The 24,855-nt window shown below is 72.5% G+C and carries 23 protein-coding genes; 9 read left to right on the top strand and 14 right to left on the bottom strand.

Annotated elements, in window-relative coordinates:
* Nucleotides 1–3: 3 nt before the first annotated feature.
* The 5 genes from F7Q99_RS12500 to F7Q99_RS12480 form a co-directional block, all read right to left on the bottom strand.
* Nucleotides 4–2,028, bottom strand: a complete 2,025-nt coding sequence (locus F7Q99_RS12500) for a FixH family protein (RefSeq protein ID WP_153461292.1) — start codon at nt 2,026–2,028, stop codon at nt 4–6.
* Nucleotides 2,029–2,040: 12 nt separating this feature from the next.
* Nucleotides 2,041–2,544 (bottom strand): copper chaperone PCu(A)C, encoded by a 504-nt coding sequence (locus tag F7Q99_RS12495; protein WP_153461291.1) that lies wholly within the window; start codon nt 2,542–2,544, stop codon nt 2,041–2,043.
* The gene (locus tag F7Q99_RS12490; RefSeq protein ID WP_153461290.1) at nt 2,541–3,209 is read right to left on the bottom strand and encodes an SCO family protein; all 669 of its coding nucleotides are present in this window, start codon (nt 3,207–3,209) and stop codon (nt 2,541–2,543) included. The genes F7Q99_RS12495 and F7Q99_RS12490 overlap by 4 nt, the downstream gene beginning before the upstream one ends.
* Before the next feature lie 78 nt (nt 3,210–3,287).
* Complete coding sequence (locus F7Q99_RS12485) at nt 3,288–4,061, bottom strand: YcnI family copper-binding membrane protein (protein ID WP_153461289.1); 774 nt, start codon at nt 4,059–4,061, stop codon at nt 3,288–3,290.
* A 226-nt stretch (nt 4,062–4,287) separates the two neighbouring features.
* Nucleotides 4,288–5,121, bottom strand: a complete 834-nt coding sequence (locus F7Q99_RS12480; RefSeq protein WP_153461288.1) for a hypothetical protein — start codon at nt 5,119–5,121, stop codon at nt 4,288–4,290.
* A 229-nt stretch (nt 5,122–5,350) separates the two neighbouring features.
* On the opposite strand from F7Q99_RS12480, the gene F7Q99_RS12475 reads away from it, so the two are divergent.
* Nucleotides 5,351–5,986 carry an ATP-binding protein gene (locus F7Q99_RS12475; RefSeq protein WP_326846584.1) on the top strand — a complete coding sequence of 212 codons (636 nt, stop codon included), beginning with the start codon at nt 5,351–5,353 and terminating at the stop codon, nt 5,984–5,986.
* A 12-nt stretch (nt 5,987–5,998) separates the two neighbouring features.
* Here the strand turns inward: F7Q99_RS12475 and F7Q99_RS12470 are convergent, their stop codons facing one another.
* Entirely contained in the window at nt 5,999–6,886 is an 888-nt protein-coding gene (locus F7Q99_RS12470) for an LPXTG cell wall anchor domain-containing protein (protein WP_195911049.1), read from the bottom strand.
* A 187-nt stretch (nt 6,887–7,073) separates the two neighbouring features.
* On the opposite strand from F7Q99_RS12470, the gene F7Q99_RS12460 reads away from it, so the two are divergent.
* The gene (locus F7Q99_RS12460; RefSeq protein ID WP_153461285.1) at nt 7,074–7,304 is read left to right on the top strand and encodes a hypothetical protein; all 231 of its coding nucleotides are present in this window, start codon (nt 7,074–7,076) and stop codon (nt 7,302–7,304) included.
* A gap of 31 nt (nt 7,305–7,335) precedes the next feature.
* Nucleotides 7,336–8,718, top strand: coding sequence for an amidase (locus tag F7Q99_RS12455; protein ID WP_230210198.1), 1,383 nt, complete (start codon nt 7,336–7,338; stop codon nt 8,716–8,718).
* Here the strand turns inward: F7Q99_RS12455 and F7Q99_RS42530 are convergent.
* Nucleotides 8,715–8,840 carry a hypothetical protein gene (locus F7Q99_RS42530; RefSeq protein ID WP_268267540.1) on the bottom strand — a complete coding sequence of 42 codons (126 nt, stop codon included), beginning with the start codon at nt 8,838–8,840 and terminating at the stop codon, nt 8,715–8,717. The two genes, F7Q99_RS12455 and F7Q99_RS42530, sit on opposite strands and share 4 nt — an antisense overlap.
* A 214-nt stretch (nt 8,841–9,054) precedes the next feature.
* On the opposite strand from F7Q99_RS42530, the gene F7Q99_RS12450 reads away from it, so the two are divergent.
* The 4 genes from F7Q99_RS12450 (at nt 9,055) to F7Q99_RS12435 (ending at nt 13,870) form a co-directional block, all read left to right on the top strand.
* Nucleotides 9,055–9,876 carry a protein phosphatase 2C domain-containing protein gene (locus F7Q99_RS12450; RefSeq protein WP_153461284.1) on the top strand — a complete coding sequence of 274 codons (822 nt, stop codon included), beginning with the start codon at nt 9,055–9,057 and terminating at the stop codon, nt 9,874–9,876.
* Nucleotides 9,877–10,356: 480 nt separating this feature from the next.
* A complete protein-coding gene (locus tag F7Q99_RS12445) occupies nt 10,357–11,916 on the top strand; it encodes a peptidoglycan-binding domain-containing protein (protein ID WP_153461283.1) in 1,560 nt (519 codons plus the stop codon).
* Nucleotides 11,913–12,608 carry an ABC transporter ATP-binding protein gene (locus F7Q99_RS12440; protein ID WP_153461282.1) on the top strand — a complete coding sequence of 232 codons (696 nt, stop codon included), beginning with the start codon at nt 11,913–11,915 and terminating at the stop codon, nt 12,606–12,608. The genes F7Q99_RS12445 and F7Q99_RS12440 overlap by 4 nt, the downstream gene beginning before the upstream one ends.
* Nucleotides 12,605–13,870 carry an ABC transporter permease gene (locus F7Q99_RS12435; RefSeq protein WP_326846583.1) on the top strand — a complete coding sequence of 422 codons (1,266 nt, stop codon included), beginning with the start codon at nt 12,605–12,607 and terminating at the stop codon, nt 13,868–13,870. The genes F7Q99_RS12440 and F7Q99_RS12435 overlap by 4 nt, the downstream gene beginning before the upstream one ends.
* A 195-nt stretch (nt 13,871–14,065) precedes the next feature.
* On the opposite strand, the gene F7Q99_RS12430 is transcribed toward F7Q99_RS12435, so the two are convergent.
* From F7Q99_RS12430 to F7Q99_RS12410, 5 genes are all read right to left on the bottom strand, one after another.
* Nucleotides 14,066–14,587 carry a hypothetical protein gene (locus tag F7Q99_RS12430; protein ID WP_153461281.1) on the bottom strand — a complete coding sequence of 174 codons (522 nt, stop codon included), beginning with the start codon at nt 14,585–14,587 and terminating at the stop codon, nt 14,066–14,068.
* Entirely contained in the window at nt 14,584–15,495 is a 912-nt protein-coding gene (locus F7Q99_RS12425) for a hypothetical protein (RefSeq protein ID WP_153461280.1), read from the bottom strand. The genes F7Q99_RS12430 and F7Q99_RS12425 overlap by 4 nt, the downstream gene beginning before the upstream one ends.
* A 99-nt stretch (nt 15,496–15,594) precedes the next feature.
* Entirely contained in the window at nt 15,595–15,744 is a 150-nt protein-coding gene (locus tag F7Q99_RS12420) for a hypothetical protein (RefSeq protein WP_153461279.1), read from the bottom strand.
* A gap of 710 nt (nt 15,745–16,454) precedes the next feature.
* On the bottom strand, nt 16,455–17,417 hold the full coding sequence (locus F7Q99_RS12415; RefSeq protein WP_153461278.1) for a pirin family protein: 963 nt from the start codon (nt 17,415–17,417) through the stop codon (nt 16,455–16,457).
* A 198-nt stretch (nt 17,418–17,615) separates the two neighbouring features.
* Nucleotides 17,616–18,119, bottom strand: a complete 504-nt coding sequence (locus F7Q99_RS12410) for an SseB family protein (RefSeq protein ID WP_407697774.1) — start codon at nt 18,117–18,119, stop codon at nt 17,616–17,618.
* Nucleotides 18,120–18,333: 214 nt separating this feature from the next.
* Between F7Q99_RS12410 and F7Q99_RS12405 the strand changes: the two genes are divergently transcribed.
* Both F7Q99_RS12405 and F7Q99_RS12400 read left to right on the top strand, forming a co-directional pair.
* Nucleotides 18,334–20,163, top strand: coding sequence for an acyl-CoA dehydrogenase (locus tag F7Q99_RS12405; RefSeq protein ID WP_153461277.1), 1,830 nt, complete (start codon nt 18,334–18,336; stop codon nt 20,161–20,163).
* Between the two features lie 426 nt (nt 20,164–20,589).
* Entirely contained in the window at nt 20,590–21,900 is a 1,311-nt protein-coding gene (locus F7Q99_RS12400; protein WP_153461276.1) for a M18 family aminopeptidase, read from the top strand.
* A 66-nt stretch (nt 21,901–21,966) separates the two neighbouring features.
* Here the strand turns inward: F7Q99_RS12400 and F7Q99_RS12395 are convergent, their stop codons facing one another.
* The gene (locus F7Q99_RS12395; protein ID WP_153461275.1) at nt 21,967–23,781 is read right to left on the bottom strand and encodes an NHL domain-containing thioredoxin family protein; all 1,815 of its coding nucleotides are present in this window, start codon (nt 23,779–23,781) and stop codon (nt 21,967–21,969) included.
* Nucleotides 23,782–23,825: 44 nt separating this feature from the next.
* Nucleotides 23,826–24,821: a helix-turn-helix transcriptional regulator gene (locus F7Q99_RS12390; protein WP_153461274.1), complete on the bottom strand. Its 996-nt coding sequence runs from the start codon at nt 24,819–24,821 to the stop codon at nt 23,826–23,828.
* Nucleotides 24,822–24,855 lie beyond the last annotated feature (34 nt).

Genomic DNA, 24,855 nt, shown 5'->3' with positions numbered 1-24,855 from the left:
CGCTCACCCGATCTTCAGCGACTGCGTCGGGGTGGTCTGGTCGATGTCGGAGGAACGGATCTGCACCGACACCACCCAGGTGCCGGCCAGCGGCAGCTGCGCCGTGCCGCTCCAGCGGCCGGTGCCCCCGGGGGTGAGCGTCACTGGCAGCGGGCCGAGGTCGCGGTCCGGCAGGGTGAAGGCGAGCTGCACCTCCGGGACGTCGACCGGCTGCCCGTCCGTGCCGTCCAGCCTGAGGTGCACCTCGTTGGGGCCGGTCCGGGCCGGGTTGAGGGTGACGGTCGCGGTGCCCTTGGCGTTCGGGGTGCGGCCCTTGGTGTCGTACGGGAGCTTGAGCTCCAGGGTGCGGCCCGGCTCGGTCTGCGCGGTGGCGGCCCCGCCGGCCACCGGCGCCCCGGCGGCACCCCCGGCGCCCCCGGCCTTGACCTCGCTCGCGACGCGCCCGGGCGGGGAGTTGGTGAGCATGGTGGTGACTGCCAGCACGGCCACCGCGACCGCCGCCTCGACCAGCACCGAGCGGCGCAGCCCGGCCCGGCTCGGGGTCAGCCCGCGGTCCCGTCCGGCGTGCTCCCGGGCGGCCTGCTGGCGGGCCAGCTGCGCCTGCCGGACGGGGTCGTCGGAGTGCGCCGCGACGGCGACCGGCTCCGGCAGCTCGGCCGTCTCGACCTCGGCCGCCTCGGCGGGGGCCGAGCGGAGCCGGGCCAGCCAGGAGCGGGAGGTCCAGGCGACGCCGAGCATCGCGACCACGCAGCCCGTCTTCACCAGCAGCAGCCGCCCGTACTCGGTGCCGGTCAGCGCGCCCCAGCTGCCGAGGCCGCGCCAGGACTGGTAGATCCCGGTGGCGGTGAGCAGCGCGACGGCGCCGAAGGCGATCTTCGAGAAGCGGTCGACGACCTCCGCGCCGACGCCCTCGCGGAGCGCGACCAGCAGCGCGGCGAGGCCGCCCAGCCAGACCGCCATGGCGATCAGGTGCAGCAGTCCGAGCGGCAGCGCCAGCCAGACCTGGATGCCCACCGAGGCGTGGTCGGCGCCGGCCCAGGTCGCCGCCAGGGCGACCGCCAGCACCAGCCCGGCGACGCCGAGGCCGAGCCGCACCTCGCGCTGCGGACGTTCGACGGCGCGCCGCTCCAGCTCCCGCAGTTCGGCGGCCTCGGTGTCGTCGCTGTCGCTCTCGTTCGCGGCCTCGTTCTCGGCCTCGTTCCGGGGCTTCGCCGGCTCCGCGGCGGGCTGCCCCAGCTGCCCGACCAGCAGCGACAGGAACACCCCGCTCGCCGCGAGCAGCAGCAGCCGGGCGGCCAGCGCCGTGCCGATCCGCTCGTCCAGGGTGGTGCGCACCAGCGACAGGTCGAGGGCCTGCCCGATCCCCGAGCCGCGCTCGTACGGGCCGCGCAGCATCAGGACCGCGACGGTGGACACCAGCAGCGCCACCCAGCCGGTCATCAGCAGCCGCTGCACCGGGCGCCGGGCCACCCCGGCGGGCCAGCAGACGAGGACGAACGCGGCGACCCCGGCGAGCAGCGCGAACGCCGCGTACGCGACGGTGCGGCCGGTGCCGTACAGCGCGGCGACCACGCCGTCGGCCTTGGCGCTCTGGAGTGCGGTGGTGGACACCGAGGTGTCGGAGGGCGCGCCGATGGAGAAGGTGAACGCGCCGCCGATGGGGTGCGAGTCCTCCGAGACGGCCCGCCAGGCCACGGTGTACGTGCCGTTGGCGAGCCCGCTGTTCAGCCCGACCCGGGCGGTGTTGCCCCTGCCGTCGGCGTGTCCGGGGTTGCCGGTGTCCACCGCCTTTCCGGCCGGATCGAGGACCCGGACGGAGTCGCCCGAGAGCGACACGGACTCGCTGAAGGTGAGCGTGACCGCTTGCGGGGCGGCGGCGACCACCGAGTTCTGGTGCGGGTCGGTGGCTTCCAGGGTGGCGTGCGCGGACGCCGGACCGGCGCCGGCGAACATCAGCGTGAGCGGCGCGCCGAGTACCCCGAGCAGTCCGGCGGTCCGGCGGCGGTGTGCGGACAGGCCGTTCGGCATGTGGCGGACCCCTTAACTCTGGCCGGGGCGATAGGTGAGCTCCTTGACCGGCACCCTGACGGAGATGGTGCCGGACTTGGCGAAGGTCAGGTCGAGCTCCAGCTCGTCCCCCAGGGCGGGAGCCTTCTGCCATCCCATGATCATCAGGTGGGTGCCGCCCCGGGTGAACTGCAGCGCGCCGTGCGCGGGCACGTCCAGGCTGCCGATCTGCTCCATGCTCGACGGGGTCGAGCGGTGCATGGTGACCGACTCGGCGCCCGGGCTGGCCACCTTGACCAGCTGGTCCTGCCCGCCGTCGTTGCGCACGGTCAGGTAGCCGGCCGCCATCCCGCCGGCCGGGGGCAGCGGGATGTAGGAGTCGGCGACGCTCAGCCGGGCCGGTCCGTCGGCGGCGCCGTCCTGGCCGCCCGCGTTGCAGGCGACCAGGATGGCGCCGCCGCCCAGGGCCGTCGCCAGTACCGCCCCCGTGAGCGCCGTCCGCCGGAAGCCGAGCGTCGCGCGGCCGGTGGCCTTCATGCCGCGACCCCCTGGGCGAGCAGCGGCAGGTCGTGCTCGTAGGTCTTGACCTCGGTGCCGCCGAGGTAGAGCACGTGCGCCTTGTCGTCCGAGGGGAGGAAGGCCAGCACCTGGGCGCCGTGGGTGGAGGTGACGGTGCCGTCGGCGTTCACCACCGGGTCCTCGATCATGATGCCGAGCGACTTGGCGGCGGTCTTCACCTTCTCCAGGTCGCCGGTGAGGCCTATGAAGTCGCTGCCCATCGAGTCGAGCCAGGTGCGCAGCACCTTGGGGGTGTCGCGCTGCGGGTCGGTGGAGACGAACACGACGTCGATCTTCTGCCGCTCCTCGGGGGAGAGCTTCTTCATCGCGACGCCGATGTCGCCCATGGTGGTCGGGCAGACGTCCGGGCAGCTGGTGTAGCCGAAGAAGAGCAGCGTGGCCTTGCCGTTGGTCTTCTGCCGCAGGTCGAAGGGCTGGCCGGAGGTGTCGGTGAGCTGGAGGTCCGGCTTCTCGAAGTTCTTCACGAGCTTGGTGCCCTCGTACGGCGAGGCGTCCTTCTGCTGCGTGACCTTGGTGGTGCCGGAGCCGTCGCCGGAGGAGCCGCAGGCGGTCAGCGCGAGGGCGGCGGCCAGCGCGAGGGCGGCGGCTCCGACTAGGCGGGGGGCGCGGGTGGTGCGGGGCATGGGGAGTTCCGATCGTGCGCGGTGGACCGCCGGCGGGGCCGTACCCGGGGTGCGGGTACGGCCCCGCCGGCGCGGGGGTCAGGAGGCGGAGCCGCTGCTCTTGCGGCGCAGGCCGAGGACGCCGACGGCGGTGCCGATCACGCCGACCACGATGCCGACCACGCCGAGCACCCGGGCGGTGGAGTCACTGCTCTTCTTGCCGCCGTACGAGGCCTGGGCCTGGTCCTCGCTGTCGCCGTGGCCGTGGCCGTCCGCGGCCGGGGAGGCGGTGACCCCGCCGTGGCCGTCGCCGTGGCCGTCGCCGCCGGCGGCCTTGGTGAGCTTCAGGACGGGCGCCGGGTGGGCCGGCTCGGGCTGGCCGTCCTTGGACTCGTCGATCCAGCGGACGATGTCGCCGTTGTCGTAGCTCTGGAGGGCCTTGAAGACCAGGCTGTCGGAGTCGGTCGGCAGCGGGCCGAGCGAGACGCGGAACTCCTGGAACTGGCCGGGGGCGATCTTGATGCCCGCGTCGGCGGTCCAGGTGATCTTGGAGACGGCCTCGTTGACGTCGTTGCCGTGCACCTTGATCGGCTTGTCGAGCTTGGCCTTCTCGACGGTCGCGGTCCAGCCCGGCATCGGGAGGGTCCGGACGGAGGCCAGCGGGTGGTCCAGCGGGAGGTTGACCTCCAGCTTCACCGTGCTGGCGGTGTCGCTCTCGTTCGGCACCCGGAAGTCGACGGCCGTGTAACCGCCCTGCGAGGCCGTGCCCGGGTTCACGGTGACGTGCGCGAACGCCGGGCCGGCCAGCACCACGACGGAGGTGGCGGCAGCGGCGACGGCGGCGGCGATACGGCGGGTGGGAAGGGAACGCATGATTCGGAGGTCTCCGTTCGGAGCTCGGCGGACCCCCTGCTCGCGGGCGAACGGTGGAACCGTGCCTCGGCGGGGTCCGCACGTGGGGTCGTGGGGGTGGAGCTGCGGACGGACCGCCGCCGCGAGATCGACGCGGGTACGGCCCGGCGACTGCGCACGCCCGGCACCCGGTACGGACGGGGGCACCAGGTGGGCCCCTCCTGTCCGTTGACGGGCGAGGGTGAGATCAGTACGCGAACGCCCCGACCGGCGGGCCGCGCCGGACCACGCTGTGCCGCAGCGCGGCACCCGTCGACAGCGGGTGCTCCCCGCCCCGGACACCGAACCGGCGGGCCGGACCGGCCGCGCCGAACAGCCCCCGCAGCAGCGCCGCGGCCAGCGCGAACGCCGTCCGCAGCGGCGCCGCCCAGTGCTCCCTGGCGGCCGTCGCGGCCACCCGGACCAGCCGCCACAGCGCCGCCTCGCCGCGCCGCAGCCACCAGCCGGCCACCAGGGCCGCGGCCAGGTGGCCCGCCAGCATCGACGGCGTCATGCCGAGCAGGCCGCCCTGCCACCACGGCACGTCCGCGAAGGCGCGCGGGTCCAGCCCCGCCGAGGACACCAGCTGCTCGGCCGACGGGCCCCCCGGCAGGCCGGCCAGCGTGCCCGGGTGGGACTCGTTGCAGATCAGCCGGCCGGCCACCCGCGGCAGGGTCAGCGGACCGGAGCCGCCGTGGTGCATCCCGGCCATGCTGGTCAGCGCGGTGGCCTGGCCGCCGAAAGCGTGGAAGAGACAGTGCAGACCCAGCTGGCCCGCGCCCAGCGCACCGGCGATGGCCGCGAGCGAACGCTCCCGTCCGCCGAACGCCACCGCGAGCACCAGCACCGCCGCGAAGCCCGTCGCCAAGGCGGCCGGGGCGACGTTCCCGCCGCCCGCCAGGGCGTGCCCGGCCGCCGCTATCAGCGTGCAGACCAGCGCGAACGGGACGGCCCGGGCGAGCCGCAGATCCCAGGCGGCGGCCCCCACCGGCGCGTCCGGTGCGAGGGCGCCCGGGTGCGGGGCGGCGGCGAGGGCAGTCATGGCCGGGCCATCATCTCATCGCTTACCACGCCCCCGTGGGCAGGGTGGGAAATGCCTACGAATGCCCCGTTCGGCCGCGGCGTGCAGGGCCCTGAGTGCGCCGCGCGGCACAGACCACGGCCGCAGTCCATCCGCCGATCGGGCGGTAGCGGACCTCGGTCACGGTTCGCCGCGGGAACACCCGGAGATACCTAGTTGTATGTGGAGCTGCAGCCAGGAGGGACCTCCCGTGGACATCTGGTGGACTCTGCACCTCAAGCGCGACCCGGTCAGCGTTCCGCTGGCCCGGCGCATCCTGCTCGGCGCCATGGCGACGGCGGGCGTCGACCCGCAGATCGCCGACGACCTCGGCGTCGCCCTGAGCGAGGCCTGCGCCAACGCCGTCGAGCACGGCGCGGGCGGGCGGCCCGACGAGGGCTTCCAGGTCACCGCGTCGATCAGCGGCGACCGGCTGCGGATCGAGGTCACCGACTCCGGCCCCGGCCTGTCCGCGCCCGCCCCCCTGCCGCCGCCTGCGCCGCAGCGCCGCCCGGTGGCCCCGCCGCCCCCGCGGCCGGCCCGGCGCCGCGCCCGCCGCGGCCGCGCCACCGTCCCTGACCGGGTGTTCACCGTCCACCGCTCCCGCCGCGACGGCCGCCCCTACGACACCCACGTCCTCCCCTGTCGCCCGTCGGCTCCCACCCTCCGCCCGGTCGACCTCGACAACCTTCCCGACCTCACGGCGGAATCCGGCCGCGGTCTCTTCCTCATCCACGCCCTCACCGACCACGTCCAGCTCCGCAACCACCCCCTCCGGGGTGCCATCGTGAGCTTCGACAAGATCCTCAAGTGGCAGGACGGGGCCCTGCTGCGGGCTGCGTCGTAGGCCGAGGACGGATCAGTCCTCGGCTCGCCGCCGGCGGGTGACGAGGAGGAGGGCGCCGCCGACGGCGATGGTGGCGGTCCCGGTGACGGCTATCGGGAAGGTGTTCGCGCCCGCGCCGGTGTCGGCGAGCTGGGTGGGCGTGCGGGTGGGAGTTGCGGCAGGGGTGGTGGGGGCCGCGGGGGCCGGGGAGGTGGTGGCGACGGCGTGGTCGGTGACGGTGAACGTGCCGCCGAAGGTGCCGGCCAGCTGCGGGCAGGTGTACTTCTTCGAGGGCGCCGAACCGCTCGGCAGCAGCTCGGACTTGGCCGCGAAGGAGAACCGGTAGTCGCCGAGCGTGGCCTGGGCGCCGGCGGTGATCCGGACCTGGAGGGTCAGCTTCTCGCCCTGGGCGAGCTGGTAGGCACCCGTGTTCGTTCCCGTGAGCGGCTTCCAGTCGGAGCCGGGCGCGCGCAGCTTGACGTCGAGACCGGCCCCGCCGCCCTTGCCGGTCAGGGTGAAGGTGGTGGCCAGCTCCCGGACCGTCGTGGTGGCGATGTTGTCGAAGGTGACCGACAGTTCGCCGGGCGCCCCGCCGGTCACCACGGCACCGCCGGCCGGGCCGCTGCCGGTGGCCGGCATCGGGGCCGCCATCGGGCCCTCCGGGCAGCCGGCCGGCCAGGGCGAGCCGGTGGCGGTGGGCGTGGTGGTGGCGGTGGGCGTGGTGGTGGGGGCAGCGGTGGCGCCGGGCGTCGCCGCGGGAGTGGTGGCAGGAGCGGTCGGGTTCCCGGTGGCCGTGGCGGACGGGCTCGCCGTCGCCGTGGGCGCGGCGTCGGCGGCGAGGGCGGGGGTCGCGCCGACGGCCGCCGTGCCGGCGGTGAGGACGAGCACAGCGCTGGCGGCGGTCAGCCGGGGGGAACGCATGGTCAGGCTCCAGTGGTCGGATCGGAGTTCGCTCTTCGGCCGGGAAGACCACCGAGGGGCGCGAACGGTTGTGCGTGCCCCGTTTGATCTCGCCGGCGGTCGATCGGCTGTGCGGGCCCGCCGGGCGGCGACGCAGGACGAGCGGCGTGCGGTTGCCGGGGCCGGTGGGCGGTCGGACGATGGGGGCATGATGCACCAGATGCGAGCCGAGTACGGCGCCGGGGGCCCGCCGGACGGGGTGCGGCTGTGGCACATGGTCCGGGGCGCCGGAAGCGTGGCGATGTGCGGCCGGGAACTGGACGCGGCGGCGCCCGTCCGGGAGGCGGCGGACTGGGGGAGGACGCCCGAACTCTGCTGCCACACCTGCGGGGCGTACTTCCTGCGCGAGACGCCGTACCTCGCGGCCGAGCACCAGTAGGCCGGTGCGTCCGGGGTCTACCGTGGTCGGCATGGAGAAGTCCGTCGGCATGGAGAAGTCCGCCGGGGAGGAATCCCTGGCCCGGCCCCGGTCGCTGACCCGCGAGGCCGCCGGGCTGCGGTCCGGCGAGCCGTCGCTGCCCGAGCACGTCGACCGGCTGTGCGCCCGGATCGAGCGCGTCGACCCGCTGATCCACGCCTTCGTGTCCGAGCCCGGGCGGCACGACCGGCTGCACGCGCAGGCCCGCGCGCTGGCCGCGCGGTACCCGGAGCCGGCGGACCGGCCGCCGCTGTACGGCGTGGCGGTCGGGATCAAGGACATCGTCCATGTGGACGGGCTGCCCACGCACGCCGGATCGGCGCTGCCACCGGGCGTGCTGGCCGGGCCGCAGGCCGTCGTGGTGGACCGGCTGCGGGCGGCCGGGGCGCTGGTCGCGGGCAAGACCGTGACCGCCGAGTTCGCCGCCAGCGCACCCGGCCCGACCCGCAACCCGCACCACCCCGGGCACACCCCGGGCGGGTCGAGCAGCGGTTCGGCGGCGGCGGTCGCGGCCGGACTGGTGCCGCTGGCGGTGGGCACCCAGACGGTCGGCTCGGTGATCCGGCCCGCCGCGTACTGCGGGGTGGTGGGCTTCCGGCCGACGTACGGGCGGATCCCGATGGCCGGGGTGATCCCGAACGCGCCCAGCCTCGACACCCTGGGCGTGTTCACCGCCGACGTGGCGGGTGCGGCGCTGGCGGCGTCGCTGCTCTGTGACGACTGGGACGGCCGGCGGGTCGAGAGCGCCGCCCGGCCCGTCAAACGGGCCGACCTCAAGAACGTCCTGCTCGGCGTGCCGGACCGGACGTACCTGGAACGGGCCGGTGCCGGGCCGGAGGCGATCGCCGTCTTCGAGGCGCAGGCGGCGCGCCTCGGCGCCGCGGGGCTCACGGTGGAGCAGCTGTTCCCGCTGTCCTGGGACGTGGAGGAGATCACCCGCCCGCTGCAGACGATCAACCGTTTCGAACTCGCCCGCAGCCACGCCGACTGGTTCGCCCGCTTCGGCGGCCTCTACCGGCCGGAGACGGTGGCGAGCATCCGGCACGGCCAGGGCATCGCCCCGGAGGACCGCACGGCGGCGCTGCGGGTGCGGGAACACCAGCGCACGCGGATCACGGAGCTGATGCGCGAATGCCGGGTGCACGCCTGGCTGGTCCCGTCCGCCACCGGCGGAGCCCCGAAGGGGCTGCACAGCACCGGTGATCCGGCGATGTCGGCGCCGTGGAGCTACCTCGGCCACCCGGCGATCAGCCTGCCGGCCGGGCGGACGGCGGATGGTCTGCCGCTCGGTCTCCAGGTGGTCGGCGAGCCGGGCGGCGACGAGTCGCTGCTGGGCCTGGCCATCGTCCTGGAGCGGGTGCTGGCGGAGGCTTAGGAGCGTTCGGCGGGGCGCTCGCGCTGCTCGTCGGGGAAGCGAGGCCCGCCGATCAGGAAGAGCAGCGCGGCGGTCGGAAAGCCGAGCGAGGCGGCCGTCACCACGATGAACTGCCAGAACATGTCCCGCTCCTCGTCAGTCCCGGGCCGCCCGGCCACTCGAAGGTGATGCCAAACCCAACGGGCCCCGATTGGCCGAATTGTCCACTCGCTATCCGACGGTATGGCCGAATTGCCCCGGCTGCCACCGGACGACGAGCGCCCCGAGGGCAGCGGCCCGCGCCACACCGGCGCAGGGGTCTGGGCGCGGGCCGGGGGTGGCGGCCACACTGTCGGGATGCAGCTACAGCTCGCAGGGGAAGCACGGCGGCCGGACCGCGAGAGCGAGGACTTCGCGGCGGCCTCGCCGGAAGCGCTGGTACTGCTGGACGGTGCGAGCTCGCCGACCGGCCTGGAGTCCGGGTGCCGACACGGAACCGCCTGGTACGTCCGACGGCTGGGCGTGCACCTGCTCGCCCGGCTCACCGACCGGTCGGACCGCTCGATCGCCGAGTGCCTTGCCGACGCCATCGTCGAGACGGCCGCGCTGCACGGCGGCCGGTGCGACCTCGCCCACCCGAACACGCCCGCCGCGATGGTGGTCGCCGCCCGGCGGCACGGCGAGTCGCTGGAGTACCTGGTGCTCGGCGACTCGCTGCTGGTGCTGGAGTTCAAGGACGGCTCGCCGAAGGTGATCGGGGACAACCAGCGCTTCCCGGGCGGCGAGGAACTGCGCCGGCAGATCTGGTCGACCGTGCCGGGCTCCACGGAACGGGCCGAGCTCCACCTGGAGTACGCGCTGGCCGTCCGGGCCGCCCGCAACACCGGCAACGGCCCGTGGATCGCCGCGGCCAGCCCGCGTGCGGCCGAGCACGCCGAGACCGGCTTCGTCCGCCTGGAACGGCTACGCGCGCTGGCCGCCCTCACCGACGGCGCCTCGCGCTACACCGAGCGCTTCGGCCTGGGCAGTTGGGCGGACGCCCTGCAGCTGCTCGCCGAGTCCGGCCCGGGCGAGCTGATCGCCCAGGTCCGCGAGATCGAACGGGCGGACGCCGCCTGCGAGCGCTGGCCGCGCGGCAAGGCGCACGACGACGCCTCGGCCGTCTACGCGCTGCTGTAGCTGCGGTAGCTGTTGAAGCCGCAGTAGCCGCGGTGGTCGGACGAGGCGCCGCGGGGAGGGACCGGTCAGTCGATCGGGTGGCGAACCGGCCGGCGCTCGGCGCCGATCGTGTCGCGCCGTGGCGGCCGGACTTCAAGATCGTGGAGGACACTCATTTCCACGCCCATTGACCGGATGCCAGCGACTGCTGTCAGGCAAATCGCCCCACCATCACACCAAGTTCAGTAGCACTCCCTCGCAACTGCACTTTGTATGAGGACCGATGACCTGCTGAAGTCCGCAGACAATGCGACGGGGGCGTCGTGGCGGTCCGAAACGCCTATGCTAAGCATGACGTGGAAGCCAATTCGGCGGACGTCGCCGACTGCCGGCAGCAACTGGGCGTCAGGCCAAGGAAGGCCGCCGATATCGTCGCTGACTCACGGGGATGACGGCCGATCGCCTCCAACCTCCTTACGTCCCAACGACATCCGATGGGTCATGCTCTTCCCGAGGGGCACCATCGAGGAGAAGGCACTGTTGACAACGACCGGCACGACCGATGAGACCGTTGAACAGCCGCCACCGTCCGCCGGGTCCCGTACCGCGCGGCGGCGGCGGGCGTTATTAGGGGTGGCGCTGGGCGCCGGGTTGGTGGCGGTGGGCGGGGTGGGGGCGGCGACGCTGGTGAAGTCCCCGGCCGAGCGGGCCGCGCAGACGGCGCCGCCGCCGAACAGCCTGCTGACCGCGCCGGTGGTCAGTCAGGTGCTGACGCCCTCGATAGCCGTGCGCGCGGTGGTGTACCCGCCGGCGCAGTACAACGTGGTCCCGGCTGCGGCCTCGACCGAGGTGACCGGGCTGTTCGTCTCCAAGCTGGGCGTGAAGCAGGGGGACACCATCGCGGCCGGAGAGTTGCTCGCCGAGGTGTCCGGGCAGCCGCTGTTCGCCCTCCCCGGGCCGGTGCCCGCGTACCGCGACCTCAAGCCGGGCAGTACCGGCCCCGACGTGGCCGAACTCCAGGATGCCCTGGCCGGGTTGGGGCACGGGAGCGGCGACGACGACAAGGGCGCGTACGGGCCGGGCACCGCCGCCGCGGTGTCGGACTTCTACCGTGGGCTCGGCTACCCGGTGCCGACGACCGGCGCCACCACCCAGCAGGCCGTGGACACCGCGCAGAAGGCGGTCGACGCCGACCGGCAGACGGTGGACAGCCTCACCGCGCAGAAGAAGGCGGGCGCGGCCGCACCACCCCAAACCCCGCCACCGTCCCAGCAGGCCCAGCAGTCCCAGCAACCGCAGACCGGCGACCTCGACCAGCAACTCGCCAACGCCCGGAAGCAATTGGCCGCCGACCAGGCCGCCCTCGGCAAGGCCAGGGCCGTCAACGGGCCGATGGTCCCGGCCGCCCACGTGCTGTTCCTGCCCGCTCTCCCGGCCACCGTCACCGCCGTCAACGGCGCGGTCGGCTCGCCGGTCTCCGGCACTCTGCTCTCGCTCACCAGCGGCGGTCTGGCCGTCACCGGCCAGCTGACCCCGGCCCAGGCGGCCGGCGTGAAGCCGGGCATGACCGTCGAACTCCTCGCCGAGGACACCAACACCACCATTCCCGGCACCGTCGCCGAGCTCGGCGCCCCGACCACCGCTCCCCCGGCCGGCAAGATGATCACCCTCGGCGGTTCGGCGGCACCCGGCGCGGGCTCCGGCCCGGCGCAGCCCGGCGCAGCAGGCCCGGCCGCAGGAGTGCCCAACAACCAGCCCGGTGGCCAGAGTTACGTCCCGGTGACGATAGTCCCGGACACCCCGCTGTCCGCCGCGATGAACGGCAAGAACGTCCGGCTCACCGTCCTCAAGGCCAAAGCGGGCGCCCCCGTCACCGCTGTCCCGATCGCCGCGATCTCCACCAACGCGGCCGGCCGGACTTCCGTCACGACGGTGGACACCGCCGGCGGCCGGACCACCGTCCCGGTGACCACCGGCGTCACCGCCGACGGCATGGTGGCCGTGACCCCGGCGGACGGCGCCCGGCTGCGCGCCGGCGACCAGGTGGTGGTCGGCAAATGATCCCCGCACCGCCCGTCATCACCCTGCACGGCGTCGGTCGCACCCACCCCGGCCACCCGCCCGTCATCGCCCTGCGCCCCTGCGACCTGACCGTCCGCCGCGGCGAGTACCTCGCCGTCACCGGCCCGTCCGGCTCCGGCAAGTCCACGCTGCTGCACCTGCTCGGCCTGCTCGACACCCCCACCACCGGCCGCTACGAGCTGGATGGCATCGACACCGGCGCCCTGCGCGACCGGGACCGCTCCACGCTGCGCGGGCGCCGGATCGGCTTCGTCTTCCAGTCCTTCCACCTCCTCCCGCACCGCACCGCCGAGGAGAACGTCGTCCTCGCCCAGGTCTACAACCGCACCCCGCCGCGAGCCCGCCGCGCCGCCGCCCTGGCGGCGCTGCGCCTGGTCGGCCTCGGCCACCGCACGGACGCGCTGCCCGGCACCATGTCCGGCGGCGAGCGCCAGCGCGTGGCGATCGCCCGCGCCCTGGTGAACCGGCCCAGTCTTTTGCTGTGCGACGAACCGACCGGCAACCTGGACTCGGCCAACGCCGAAGCCGTGCTGGCTCAGTTCGACGCCTTGCACACCCAGGGCTTCACCCTGGTGGTGATCACCCACGACCCGGCCGTCGCCGCCCGCGCCCAGCGCCAGGTGACCATCCGCGACGGCGTGCTCGGCGAGGCGGGAGCGCCTGCCCGGTGATCCGCATCCGACGACACGGAGGGGCCGCACTCCCGGAGTCGCCCTCCCGGCTCAGCCTCCGTGACCTGCTCTCCGAGGCGCTCTCCGGCATCCTGCAGCGCCCCGGCCGTTCGGCGCTGACCCTGCTCGGCACCGTGCTGGGCATCGGTGCCTTCGTCGCAGTCCTCGGCCTCACCGCGACCGCCACCGGCCAGATCGGCGAGCGGTTCAGCCTGACCAAGGCCACCACCGTCACCGTGACCGACCTGCCGCGCGCCGACGGCGTCGCCCCCGGCACCAACCCGCCGAGCGACTTCCCCGCTGACGCCGACCACCGGATCGCCGCGATCGACGGCGTACGGGCCGGCGGCGTCTGGTGGCCGCTGCCCGGCACCCCGACGGTCTCCCGCCGCCCGGACGGTCCCGACGAGGGCACCGGACTGTCCGTCCTGGCGGCGACCCCGGGCGCGGTCGCCGCGATGGAGCCGGCCCTGACCGCCGGGGTCACCCTGGACGAGTTCGTCCAGAGCACCGCGCAGCCGGTGGTCCTGCTCAGCGAGGCGGCCGCCAAACGGCTCGGGGTGGGCCGGCTGGACGCTCAGCCGGCCGTCTTCATCGACCGCGTCCCGTACACCGTCGTCGGCATCTACTCGGACGTCCAGCGCCAGCCCGGCGCCCTGCTCAGCCTGATCATCCCGGCTGGTACGGCGCTCGAACGGTACGGCAACCCGGCTCCGCAGCCGGACCGCGGCGCCCAGGCACTGGTCGCCACCCGGGTCGGCGCGGCGCCCGTGGTGGCCGCCCAGATCCCGCTCGCCCTGCGGCCGGACGCCCCGAACGCGTTCACCGTGGTCCCGCCGCCGGACCCACACAGCCTCCAGGACACGGTGTCCTCCGACCTGACCGGCCTGTTCCTGGCGCTGGCCGGGATCTGCCTGCTGGTCGGCGCCGTCGGCATCGCCAACACCACGCTGGTCGCCGTCTTGGAGCGGACCGCGGAGATCGGTCTGCGCCGCTCGCTGGGCGCCCGGACCGGCCACATCGCGGCCCAGTTCCTCACCGAGTCAACCGCGCTCGGCACCCTCGGCGGGCTGATCGGCACCAGTCTCGGCGTGGTGACGGTGGTCGGCGTGGCCGCCGCCCGCGACTGGACCGCCGTGCTGCAGCCGGCCACCACCCTGCCCGCCCCGCTGATCGGCACCGTCGTCGGCCTCCTGGCCGGTCTCTACCCTGCCCTGCGTGCGGCCCGGACGGACCCGCTGAGGGCCCTCAGAAGCACCTAGCGTCCTGCCGCCTGTGATCGGCTTGTCATCTGCGACCTGTCCCCCTGCCGCGCATGGATCGGCCGATGGCGAGTCGATCTTCACCGACGACGACCAGGAGACGCTGGTCCGCTGATCGAGGTGGGCGACGTCGTCGCAGGCATGGCTCAGCGGCGTCGGATCGTGCTCGGCTGCGCGGACGCCCCCGGGCGGCGTTCAGCACTCCGAGAGGACCTCGCTCCGTGTCACCAGCCAGCGGCCGCCCCTGGGCGCGAGGGTGTAACTCGCCAGCTGTTTCGGGCGGTCCGTCAATTGGCCGGGCTGAACTCTTCCGCTCCGCGCCTCGTACTGGATCCACTTGCCGACGTCGACGCAGTCCACCAGGGTTGCCAACGTCCCGTCCACCGTGATGCTCCGGATCCGGTGATCGACGGACCCCTTGGCCACGAGCCCAGCGCCAGTCAGGGCGCCCAGGTTCGCACGCAGGATCTCCAGTTGCTCACCCGCCGCGTGGTCGGCCAGTGCCGAGCCGTCACCGGACTCATTGGCCACCAGCATCGCCTTCCAGTAGTCACCGTAGTCCTGCTGGACGCGCAGTCGTTCACCTGTGAATGCCTCACCGCTCTCGCTGCTCGACCGGTTCGCGGCGAGCGTGCCAACGAATCCGACGACGGCGAGGAGGGCCAGGACGAGCAGCAGGAGCCAACCACGGCGGTGGCCGCCGGCCACCGCCGTCATGCCTGGCCCAACAGCTTCTTGGCTGCGGCGATCCGCTGCTGGGAGATTTCCCTGTCTGCTTGGAGGGCCTGCTCGTTCCTGCTGATGTACAGCTGCTGGTAGGCGGTCAGCACGGCGTTCCAGGTGGCCAGCAGCTTCACCTGCCCCTTGCAGTTCATGTCGGCGACCGCCGTGTCCCGTTCCTCCTGTGACACCTGTTCCGGCCAGGCCGCCGAACTCGCCTGTACCGGATTCGCGTAGTTGTAACCCAGCTTGGCCATGCAGCTCTGCCAGTTCGCGAGCGAGGCGCGGACTCGGCTGTCGACGGCGGCGTGGTCGTACGCCTTGCCGCGGAGGGTGCCCACCAAGTCCGAGGCGGTGTCCTTGATGCCTTCCGCCTGGAGCCGCCGTTCGAACTCTCCCATGCAGCCCCGGTCTGCCTTGGAGCCGGCGGCACCGACCTTGGTCCCGCGATCCCCCAGCAGGGCCTTCTGGTATTCGGGGCCCTGCCCGGGCGGATTCCCCGTACCGGAGGTGCCATTGCCGCCTGGCCTGGGCGGCAGGTGGTACCCGGTCTGCTGCGCAGCGGAGACGGAGAGCAGGCCCAGGAGCGAAGTGTCGACGGGAGTCGGCGGGGGAGGTGTCGACGCCGGCCCGGGGTCGTAGTTGAACCCCTTGGCGGTCATGCAGATCCGGGTGGCCTGGCTCATGGCCCGGAAGATCAGCGCGGACTCCTCGGCCCCGACCGAGTAACCGTCCAGCGGATGGGTTACCGGCGAGCCGTCTGCCGGGTCCGCTCCGATCTGCGGGACCACTGGTTCGCCCACGATGTCGGAATCACCGCCCGTCTTCGCGTCTTTGCTGCAGCCTGCGGTGAGAACCGCTAAAGCCACTACAGCGATGACCACTCGGGCCCTGTTCATCCGCATTCAACACGCCACCTTCATGTCCGACGTCGCCTGTCGACGCCCAGCTTCGCACCGTCGTGGCCCCGCCGGAGAGGCAGGGCCACGACAACTCTCTCGCGACTAGCGGCAGTCGGGGACCGTGCCGTCCCACCAGAGGTAGTACTGGGCGCTGTATGCGTCACCGAAGTAGCTGCCGTCGGCCAGGTAGTGGTCCAGGTGGTTCCACCTGGGGTTGCCGTTGATGGTCTGCCCGAAGCCCCAGCACAACATGTTTGCCTTCTGGTCCGCGTAGCCGCGGCCCTTCAGCGTGCAGCTCTGCGACGCGCAGCTCCGAAGGCCCACTCCACCGTCTTGGGTCTTGTAGCCGCCCCAGACCTCCGCTTGGGCTGTTCCGCTTCCGATGCCGACTGTCGCGAGGCCCAACATCGCTGTGGCCACAGCGGTTGCCATCCTTCGCATGATCCCTCCCTGGTTCTCACCTTGGCTCCCGCGCATCGGCAGGGAGCCCTCAAGGGCAAACATGTGCGGGCAAGCCCGCCGAATAGCATGCATGTTCGCTCACGGCGAGAATGGCGACACATCAAGATCAAGTAAAGCGAGATGTTGCGCCATGCAATGTCAACAAGCCTGCATCGAGCGGCAATTAGACGCCTGGTCGGGGACAGTCGGAACCGGATCGAAATTGATCATAGATCGTATTGGTCGCAGACGATCCGAATCCATGCCAAACCGATCAAGCTCGCTGCTCGACGCCCCGTGCGAAGACCGGCGGTGAGCGCGCGGACTGGCAGAACAGCCACTCCGGGTGCCTCACAGAGCATGGAAAGGTCCGACGCGGAACGGCGCATTACCGACGTCGACGCTTCAAGGTGATGGCGGTGCGAGATCGAGCGAAGCGAAAGTTCGGAGGCGCGCGACGACGCCCCCGCCGTCTACGCACTTCTGTAGACGGCGGAGGCGTCGTGGCGGACTACCGGGGGCTACCGGGCGTCGGTGGGGATGGTGCCGAGGCGGCCGGCCTGGAAGTCCTCCATGGCCTGCTGGAGCTCGCGGTGGCTGTTCATCACGAACGGGCCGTACCAGGCGACGGGTTCGCGGATCGGCAGGCCGCCGAGGAGGACGACCTCGAAGTTGGCGCTGCGGGAGTCCGGCTGCTTCTCGTCGGCGCGGATGGTGAGGGAGTCGCCGTCGCCGAAGACGACGGCCTGGCCCATGTGGAACGGGCGGCGTTCGGCGCCGGCCGAGCCGCTGCCGGCCAGGCCGTAGGTGAGGGCGTTGAAGTCCGGGCGCCAGGGCAGGGTGACCTGGGCGCCGGGGCTGATCGACGCGTGGATCATGGTGATCGGGGTGTGGGTGGCGCCCGGCCCCTGGTGGCCGCCGATCTCGCCGGCGATCACCCGGAGCAGCGCGCCGCCGTCCTCGGAGCCGAGGAGCTTGACGCTGCCGCCGCGGATGTCCTGGTACTTCGGGGCGATCATCTTGTCCGCGGCGGGCAGGTTGACCCAGAGCTGGAGGCCGTGGAAGAGGCCGCCGGACATGACCAGCGACTCCGGCGGGGTCTCGATGTGCAGCAGGCCCGAGCCGGCGGTCATCCACTGGGTGTCGCCGTCGGTGATGGTGCCGCCGCCGCCGTGCGAGTCCTGGTGGACGAACGTTCCGTCGATGATGTAGGTGACGGTCTCGAAGCCGCGGTGCGGATGCCAAGGGGTTCCCTTCGGCTCCCCAGCCGCATAGTCCACCTCGCCCATCTGGTCCATCATGATGAACGGGTCGAGGTACTTGGTGTTGATCTTGGCGAAGGCGCGGCGGACCGGGAAGCCCTCGCCCTCGTAGCCCTCGGGGGCGGTGGCCACAGTGAGGACCGGGCGGGCGGTCGACGCTACGGCGTCCGGGGTGGCGATGCGCGGCAGGGTCAGCGGGTTTTCGACGGTCACGGCGGGCATGTCGGCCTCCTTCAGGTGCTTCTCTGGCCTACATGCACGAGGGTAGTTCAATTCTCAACAAGCGGCAAGTTGAAAATTGAACTATGCGGTCATGGGGGAGCGCGGGGCTCCTCTTCTTGGGACGTGTCAGGTGCAGCGTGGGTCAGCCGTCGTCAGCCGTCTGCGAAGCAATGGCACTCGGCGGCCGCGAAGCGGTCGTCAGCCATACATGCGGCGCATGGTGAAGTCGACCATCTGCTCGACGGCCTTGGCGTCGAACACCATCCGGTGCTCGCCCTCCATGTCCAGCGCGAAGCCGTAGCCGGTCGGCAGCAGGTCCAGGACCTCGGCGCCGGTGACGGTGAAGTGCTTCGAGTCCTTCCCGGCGTAGCGGCGCAGCTCCTTCAGCGAGCTGAACATCGGGATCACCGGGGTGGGGGTGTTGTGCAGCGCGAGGAAGCCGGGGCGGTCGCCGCGCGGGCAGTGCACCTTGGAAGTGATGAAGATCGCCTGGAAGTCCTCGACCGCCATCGACCCGGTCGTGAACGCCCGGACGGCGTCCGCCAGGGACGGCGGGGAGGGCTCGGGGTAGAGCGACTGCTGGGACGCCTGCGACTGCGCGCCGTAGGCGTCGGGGCCGGGCATGCCGTTCATGCCCGGCTGCGGACCCGCCTGCTGCTGGTAGGGGTCGCCCGGGTATGCGTTCTGGTCATATCCGTACACACGGACAGGCTAGCGGGAGCGCAGCCGCGCGCGCTGGCGTCGATCCTGACAAGGAGTGGTCGTCCCGGCTTGTGGGACGTGACCACGTTCATAGCGGATTCACGGCCGGGGGCTTGCCCAAGTTACCGCCGGGTAGCATCATGATGCCTACTGGTGGGTACGGGACGCCGGAACGCGGCGGTCTCCCGGAAGCGACGAACCGGAGAAAACGGCCATGGGTCACTACAAGTCCAACCTGCGGGACGTGGAGTTCAACCTCTTCGAGGTGTTCGGCCGCGAGCAGGTCTACGGCACCGGACCGTTCGCGGACATGGACGTCGAGACCGCGAAGAACATCCTGAGCGAGATCTCGCGCCTCGCCGAGAACGACCTCGCCGCGTCCTTCGCCGACACCGACCGCAACCCGCCGGTGTTCGACCCGGAGACCAACACCGCGCCGGTCCCGGCGACCTTCAAGAAGAGCTACCAGACCTACATGGACGCCGAGTGGTGGCGTCTGGGCATCCCGGAGGAGATCGGCGGCCAGGTCACCCCGTCCTCCCTGATCTGGGCCTACGCCGAGCAGATCCTGGGCTCCAACCCCGCCATCTGGATGTACTCCTCCGGCCCGGCCTTCGCCGGCGTCGTCTTCGACGAGGGCACCGAGGAGCAGAAGAAGGTCGCCCAGCGGATGACCGAGCGCCTCTGGGGCGCCACCATGGTCCTCACCGAGCCGGACGCCGGCTCCGACGTGGGCGCCGGCCGCACCAAGGCGATCAAGCAGGAGGACGGCTCCTGGCACATCGAGGGTGTGAAGCGCTTCATCACCTCGGGCGAGCACGACATGTCCGAGAACATCATCCACCTGGTGCTGGCCCGTCCCGAGGGCGGCAAGCCGGGCACCAAGGGCCTGGGCCTCTACATCGTCCCGAAGTTCGACTTCGACTGGGAGACCGGCGAGCTCGGCGAGCGCAACGGCGCCTACGCCACCAACGTCGAGCACAAGATGGGCCTCAAGGCCTCCAACACCTGCGAGATGACCTTCGGCGCCAAGCACCCGGCCAAGGGCTGGCTGCTCGGCGAGACCGTCGACGGCATCCGCCAGATGTTCAAGATCATCGAGTTCGCCCGCATGATGGTCGGCACGAAGGCCATCGCCACGCTCTCCACCGGCTACCTGAACGCCCTGGAGTACGCCAAGGAGCGCGTGCAGGGCGCCGACATCTCGCAGTTCCTGGACAAGACCGCCCCGCGCGTCACCATCACGCACCACCCGGACGTGCGCCGCTCGCTGCTGACCCAGAAGGCCTACGCCGAGGGCATGCGCGCGCTGGTCCTGTTCACCGCCTCCACCCAGGACGACATGCTGGCCGCCAAGCTGCGCGGCGAGCGCGACGAGGCCGCCGAGCGCCTGAACGACCTGCTCCTGCCGATCGTCAAGGGCTACGGCTCCGAGAAGTCCTACGAGCAGCTCGCCCAGTCCCTGCAGACCTTCGGTGGCTCCGGCTACCTGCAGGAGTACCCGATCGAGCAGTACATCCGGGACGCCAAGATCGACACCCTCTACGAGGGCACCACCGCGATCCAGGGCCAGGACTTCTTCTTCCGCAAGATCGTCAAGGACGGCGGCCAGGCGCTGACCGCGCTGTCCGAGCAGATCCAGAAGTTCCTCGGCTCGGCCGAGGGCGGCGACGCCCTGGCCGCCGAGCGCGAGCTGCTCGCCAAGGCCGCCGGCGACCTGGAGGCCATCGTCGGCAAGCTGCTGGCCGACCTGTCCTCGGTCGAGCAGGACGTCAAGAACATGTACAAGGTGGGCCTGAACACCACCCGCCTGCTGATGGTCTCGGGCGACGTCGTCGTCGGCTGGCTGCTGCTGCGCCAGGCCGCGGTGGCCCTGGCCAAGCTGGAGGCCGGCGCCTCGGAGAAGGACATCCCGTTCTACCAGGGCAAGGTCGCGGCGGCCCGCTTCTTCGCCAAGAACATCCTGCCGACCGTCGCCCCGCAGCGCCTGATCGCCGAGGGCATCGACAACGAGATCATGGAGCTGGCGGAGGAGGTCTTCTAAGACCCCGCACCCACCGACCGCCTGACCTCACCCTCACGCCGAAGGGCCCGGCTCCACAGCCGGGCCCTTCGGCGTTGTTCGGCTGCGCCGTCTGCGAACCGTTCTTCGGCGATCAATTCGGCCTTCGCTTCCGCATGCTGACGTGACGTCAGATCGTCCCGTTTTCGTCGCGGTCGGCGGGGCCGTGGTCAACAGGGCGCTCTGCCCGAGGACTTCACCGCGACGAGGGGAAGGCCGCCGGGATGACCGTCCGCGACCAGGGCGGATCTCTGGGTGAACGGTGGTCGGAGGGGCGCCACTTCACGGTTGTGTGCGCGTTTCGCATCCGTTGGGAGGTTACGACTTCCCTGTCCGTGTACGGGCATATGCTCAAGGTGCGAAGCCGACCCCCATCCGGCTTCGGCCCTCCATCGACTCAGGAGCAGTATGTCGCCCGCCGCCGCCCGACAGGCGTTCTTCGACCGGACACACACCGACGATCTGATCGCGTTCCTCGGTACCTCGCCGTCCCCGTACCACGCGGTCGCGAGTGCCGCCGAGCGGCTGGAGAAGGCGGGGTTCCGTCAGGTCGCCGAGACGGACGCGTGGGATGCGGCGGCCGGCGGGCGCTACGTCATCCGGGGCGGCGCGCTGATCGCGTGGTACCTGCCCGAAGGGGCCGGCCCGGAGACGCCGTTCCGCGTGGTCGGGACGCACACCGACTCGCCGAACCTGCGGGTCAAGCCGGTGCCGGACACCGGGTCGGCGGGGTGGCGGCAGGTCGCCGTGGAGATCTACGGCGGGGTGCCGCTGAACACCTGGCTCGACCGGGACCTCGGCCTCTCCGGGCGGCTGGCCCTGAAGGACGGCAGCTGGCGGCTGGTGCAGCTCGACGAGCCGCTGCTGCGCGTGCCGCAGCTGGCGATCCACCTGGACCGCCAGGTCAATGACGGCATGAAGCTCGACAAGCAGCGCCACCTCACCCCGATCTGGGGCCTCGGCCCGGTCGACGAAGGGGCGCTGATCGAGTACGTCGCCCGGCGGGCCGGGCTGGAGCCGGCCGACGTGGTCGGCTGGGACCTCATGACGCACGACGTCCAGCCCGCCTCCTACCTGGGCCGGGACCGCGAGCTGCTGGCCGGCCCGCGGCTGGACAACCTGCTGTCCGTGCACGCGGCCACCGCCGCGCTGGCCGCCGTCGCCTCGGCGGAGGGCGCGGCGGACCTGCCGTACATCCCGGTGATGGCGGCCTTCGACCACGAGGAGACCGGCAGCGAATCGGACACCGGCGCGCAGGGCCCGCTGCTCGGCAACGTGCTGGACCGCACCGTCCACGCGCGCGGCGGCACCCTGGAGGACCGCGCCCGCGCGCTGGCCGGCACCGTCTGCCTCTCCTCGGACATGGGCCACGCCGTCCACCCGAACTACACCGAGCGGCACGAGCCGGGCCACCACCCGATGCCCAACGGCGGGCCGATCCTCAAGGTGAACGTCAACAACCGCTACGCGACCGACGGCGTCGGCCGGGCGGTGTTCGCGGCGGCCTGCGAGAAGGCCGGCGTGCCGTGGCAGAGCTTCGTCTCCAACAACGCGATGCCCTGCGGGACGACGATCGGCCCGATCACCGCGGCGCGCCTCGGCATCACGACGGTGGACTGCGGCATCGCGGCGCTGTCCATGCACTCGGCGCGCGAGCTGTGCGGCGCGGACGACCCGTACCTGCTGGCCGGCGCGATCAAGGCCTTCCTGGAGGGCTGAGGACGGTACGGAAGGGCCCGGTGGAGCTGTGCTCCGCCAGGCCCCTTCCGCGTGTTCCTGCGTTTACTACTCCATGCCGGCGAGCACCAGCGGCAGCCGGCGGGCGCCGTCGGCGACCAGCTTCACCGGCACACCCCAGTCCTGCTGGTGCACGTGGCAGGCCGGGTACTCGATCTCCGGGTCGTCGTCGCACGACGCGGCCATCGCCGAGACGTGCAGCACGCCCTCGGTGATCTCGTCGGAGAGCACCAGTTCGCGCGAGAGGTCGGTGTCCGCGCCCACACCCGAGACCAGCAGCTCGGGCGGGGTAGCACTGACCAGCAGCCGGGTGGACGGGCCGTACCGCTCGTCCAGCTTCTGGCCGCTCGGCGCCTCGAACACCACGTCCAGTCGGAACGTGCCCGGCGCGACCTCGGTGGCCGCCCGCTGGGTGCGGTGCGCGACCGACTCGACCCGCACGGCCTCCTCGGGCAGCCGCAGCCTGGTCAGCCGGTGCCGGGCCGACTCGACCACCACGATGTCGCCGTCCACCAGGACGGCCCCCGAGGGCTCGCGCAGATCGGTGGCCAGCGTGGTGACCTCGCCGGTCGCCGGGTCGAAGCGGCGCAGCGCGTGGTTGTAGGTGTCGCTGACGGCCACCGAGCCGTCCGGCAGGACGGTGACGCCCAGCGGGTGCTGGAGCAGTGCCTGGTCGGCCGCGCCGTCGCGGTGGCCGAAGTCGAACAGGCCGGTGCCGACGGCCGTGTGGACCGTCTTCGTTTCACGTGAAACCGAACGCAGCGCCGAGGTCTCGGAGTCGGCGACCCAGAGCCTCGCGCCGTCCGCGGAGACCGCGAGGCCGGACGGCTGGGCGAACCACGCCTCGTCGGCCGGGCCGTCCACCAGGCCCTCGTTGGTGGTGCCGGCCGCGACGCCGACCGTGCCGGCCGCCGGGTCGTACGCCCACAGCTGGTGCACGCCGGCCATCGCGATCCACACCCTGCCGTCGAACCAGGCGACGTCCCACGGCGAGGAGAGGTCCACCTCGCGGGCCGGACCCTCGGTCGCGGAGCCCTGCCACCACTGCCGGCCGGTGCCGGCCAGGGTGGTGACGCTGCCGTCGGCCAGCCGCACGCCGCGCAGCGCGTGGTTGACGGTGTCGGCGACGATCACGTCGTAGTCGTGGCCCTCCGGGAGCAGCGCGAGGCCCTGCGGCTCGCTGAACCGCGGGCTCGTACCGTCCACCAGGCCGCGCTGCCCGTCACCGATCCGGCGGACCACCGTCTCGCCGTCCTCGGCGAGCTCGACCAGCGAGTGGTGACCGGAGTCGGCGACCAGGAAGTGACCGTTCGCGAGGCGGACCGCCTTGCCGGGGAACCTGAGGTCCCCGGCGGCCGGCTCCGGGGCCACGTAAGGGCCGTCGCCGCGGCGCAGCGTGCCCTTGGCCGCGTGCTCCGCCTCCAGCTCCTCCACCAGCCGGGCGATCGCGTGTGCGTGCCCCTCGCCCGCGTGCTGGGCGACCACGTACCCCTCGGGGTCGATCACCACCAGCGTCGGCCAGGCACGCACCGCGTACTGCTTCCACGTCGCCAGCGCCGGATCGTCCAGCACCGGGTGGTGCACCTCGTACCGGGCGACGGCGTCCACGACGGCCTGGTGGTCGGCCTCGTGCACGAACTTGGGCGAGTGCACGCCGACGATCACCACGGTGTCGCGGTGCTTCTCCTCCAGCTCCCGCAGCTCGTCGAGGACATGCAGACAGTTGATGCAGCAGAAGGTCCAGAAGTCCAGGACGGTGATCTTGCCCCGGAAGTCGGCGAGGGTGAGGGCCTTGCCGCCGGTGTTGAGCCAGCCGCCTGCGCCGACCAGCTCGGGGGCGCGTACACGTGCACGAGATGCCATGCCCGTATCCAACCCCATCGGGGTGGGGCGGCATTCCGCCGTGGTCAGAGCCAGCCGAGCCGGGCGGCCTTCAGGCCGGCCTCGAAGCGGCTGCTGGCGTCCAGGCGCTCCATCAGGGCGGCCATCTGGCGACGGACGGTCCGCAGCGAGACGCCGAGGCGCCTGGCCGCGGTCTCGTCGGTGAGGCCGGCCGCGAGCAGCTTCAACAGCTCCTTCTCGACCGGGCCCAGCCCGGACTCGGGGTCGGCGGCGGTGTCGGCGCCGAGCGGGACGGCGGTGTTCCAGGCCTGCTCGAACAGTGCGACGAGGTTGGCGACGATGGCCGGCTCGCGGGTGCACAGGGCGCCGAGGCGGGTGTTCGCCGGGTCGATCGGGACGACGGCGACCTTCCGGTCGAAGACCAGCAGCCGGGGCGGCAGCACCGGCGCGGTGCGGACCTGTCCGCCGAGCCCGGTCATCCAGCGTGCGTAGCCGAAGGTGGCCTGGTCGTTGCGGACGCTGCTCTGGTAGAGGGTGAGCAGGCTGACGCCCCGGTTCAGGGCGTCCTCGTCCAGCGGGCGGGAGGCGTCCAGGCTGGCCCGCGACTGCGCGCCGCCCGGCATCACGCTCAGGCACTCGGTGCTCAGCTCCCGGGCCAGTACCTCCAGCTGGGCCTGGATGGCGTCCAGTCCGCTCAGGCGCAGACTGCCTTCGGAGCCGGGGAACGGGCGGTGCTCGGCGTACTCGGCGACCGCGCGGGCGGCGGCGGCCCGCTGGGAGACCAGCTCCTGCTGACGGCGGAGCAGTTCCTGCTCCTGACGGTGCAGCGCGGCCTCCAGGGCCAGTTCCGGGCTGACCACCCGGAACGTGCCCGGGGTGTCCCGGGACGGCCGGAGCAGGGCGCTGTCGGCCAACTGGTCCAGTGCGCCGTGGACGTGGCTCTCCGGTACGCCGAGCTCGGTACTCAGTTCGGCGACCCCGAGGCCGGGGTCGGTGAGCATCGCCCGGTAGACGGCGGCGACGGTGGCATCGAGCCCCAATAGGCCCAGTACGTCCTGCATGGTGGATCCCCCCGGTCGGCGCGGTTCGTGCACG

Source organism: Streptomyces kaniharaensis (assembly GCF_009569385.1).
GTDB lineage: Bacteria > Actinomycetota > Actinomycetes > Streptomycetales > Streptomycetaceae > Kitasatospora > Kitasatospora kaniharaensis.
The sequence above is the reverse complement of the archived record's forward strand: the minus strand, read 5'-3'. Positions and strand labels throughout refer to the sequence as shown.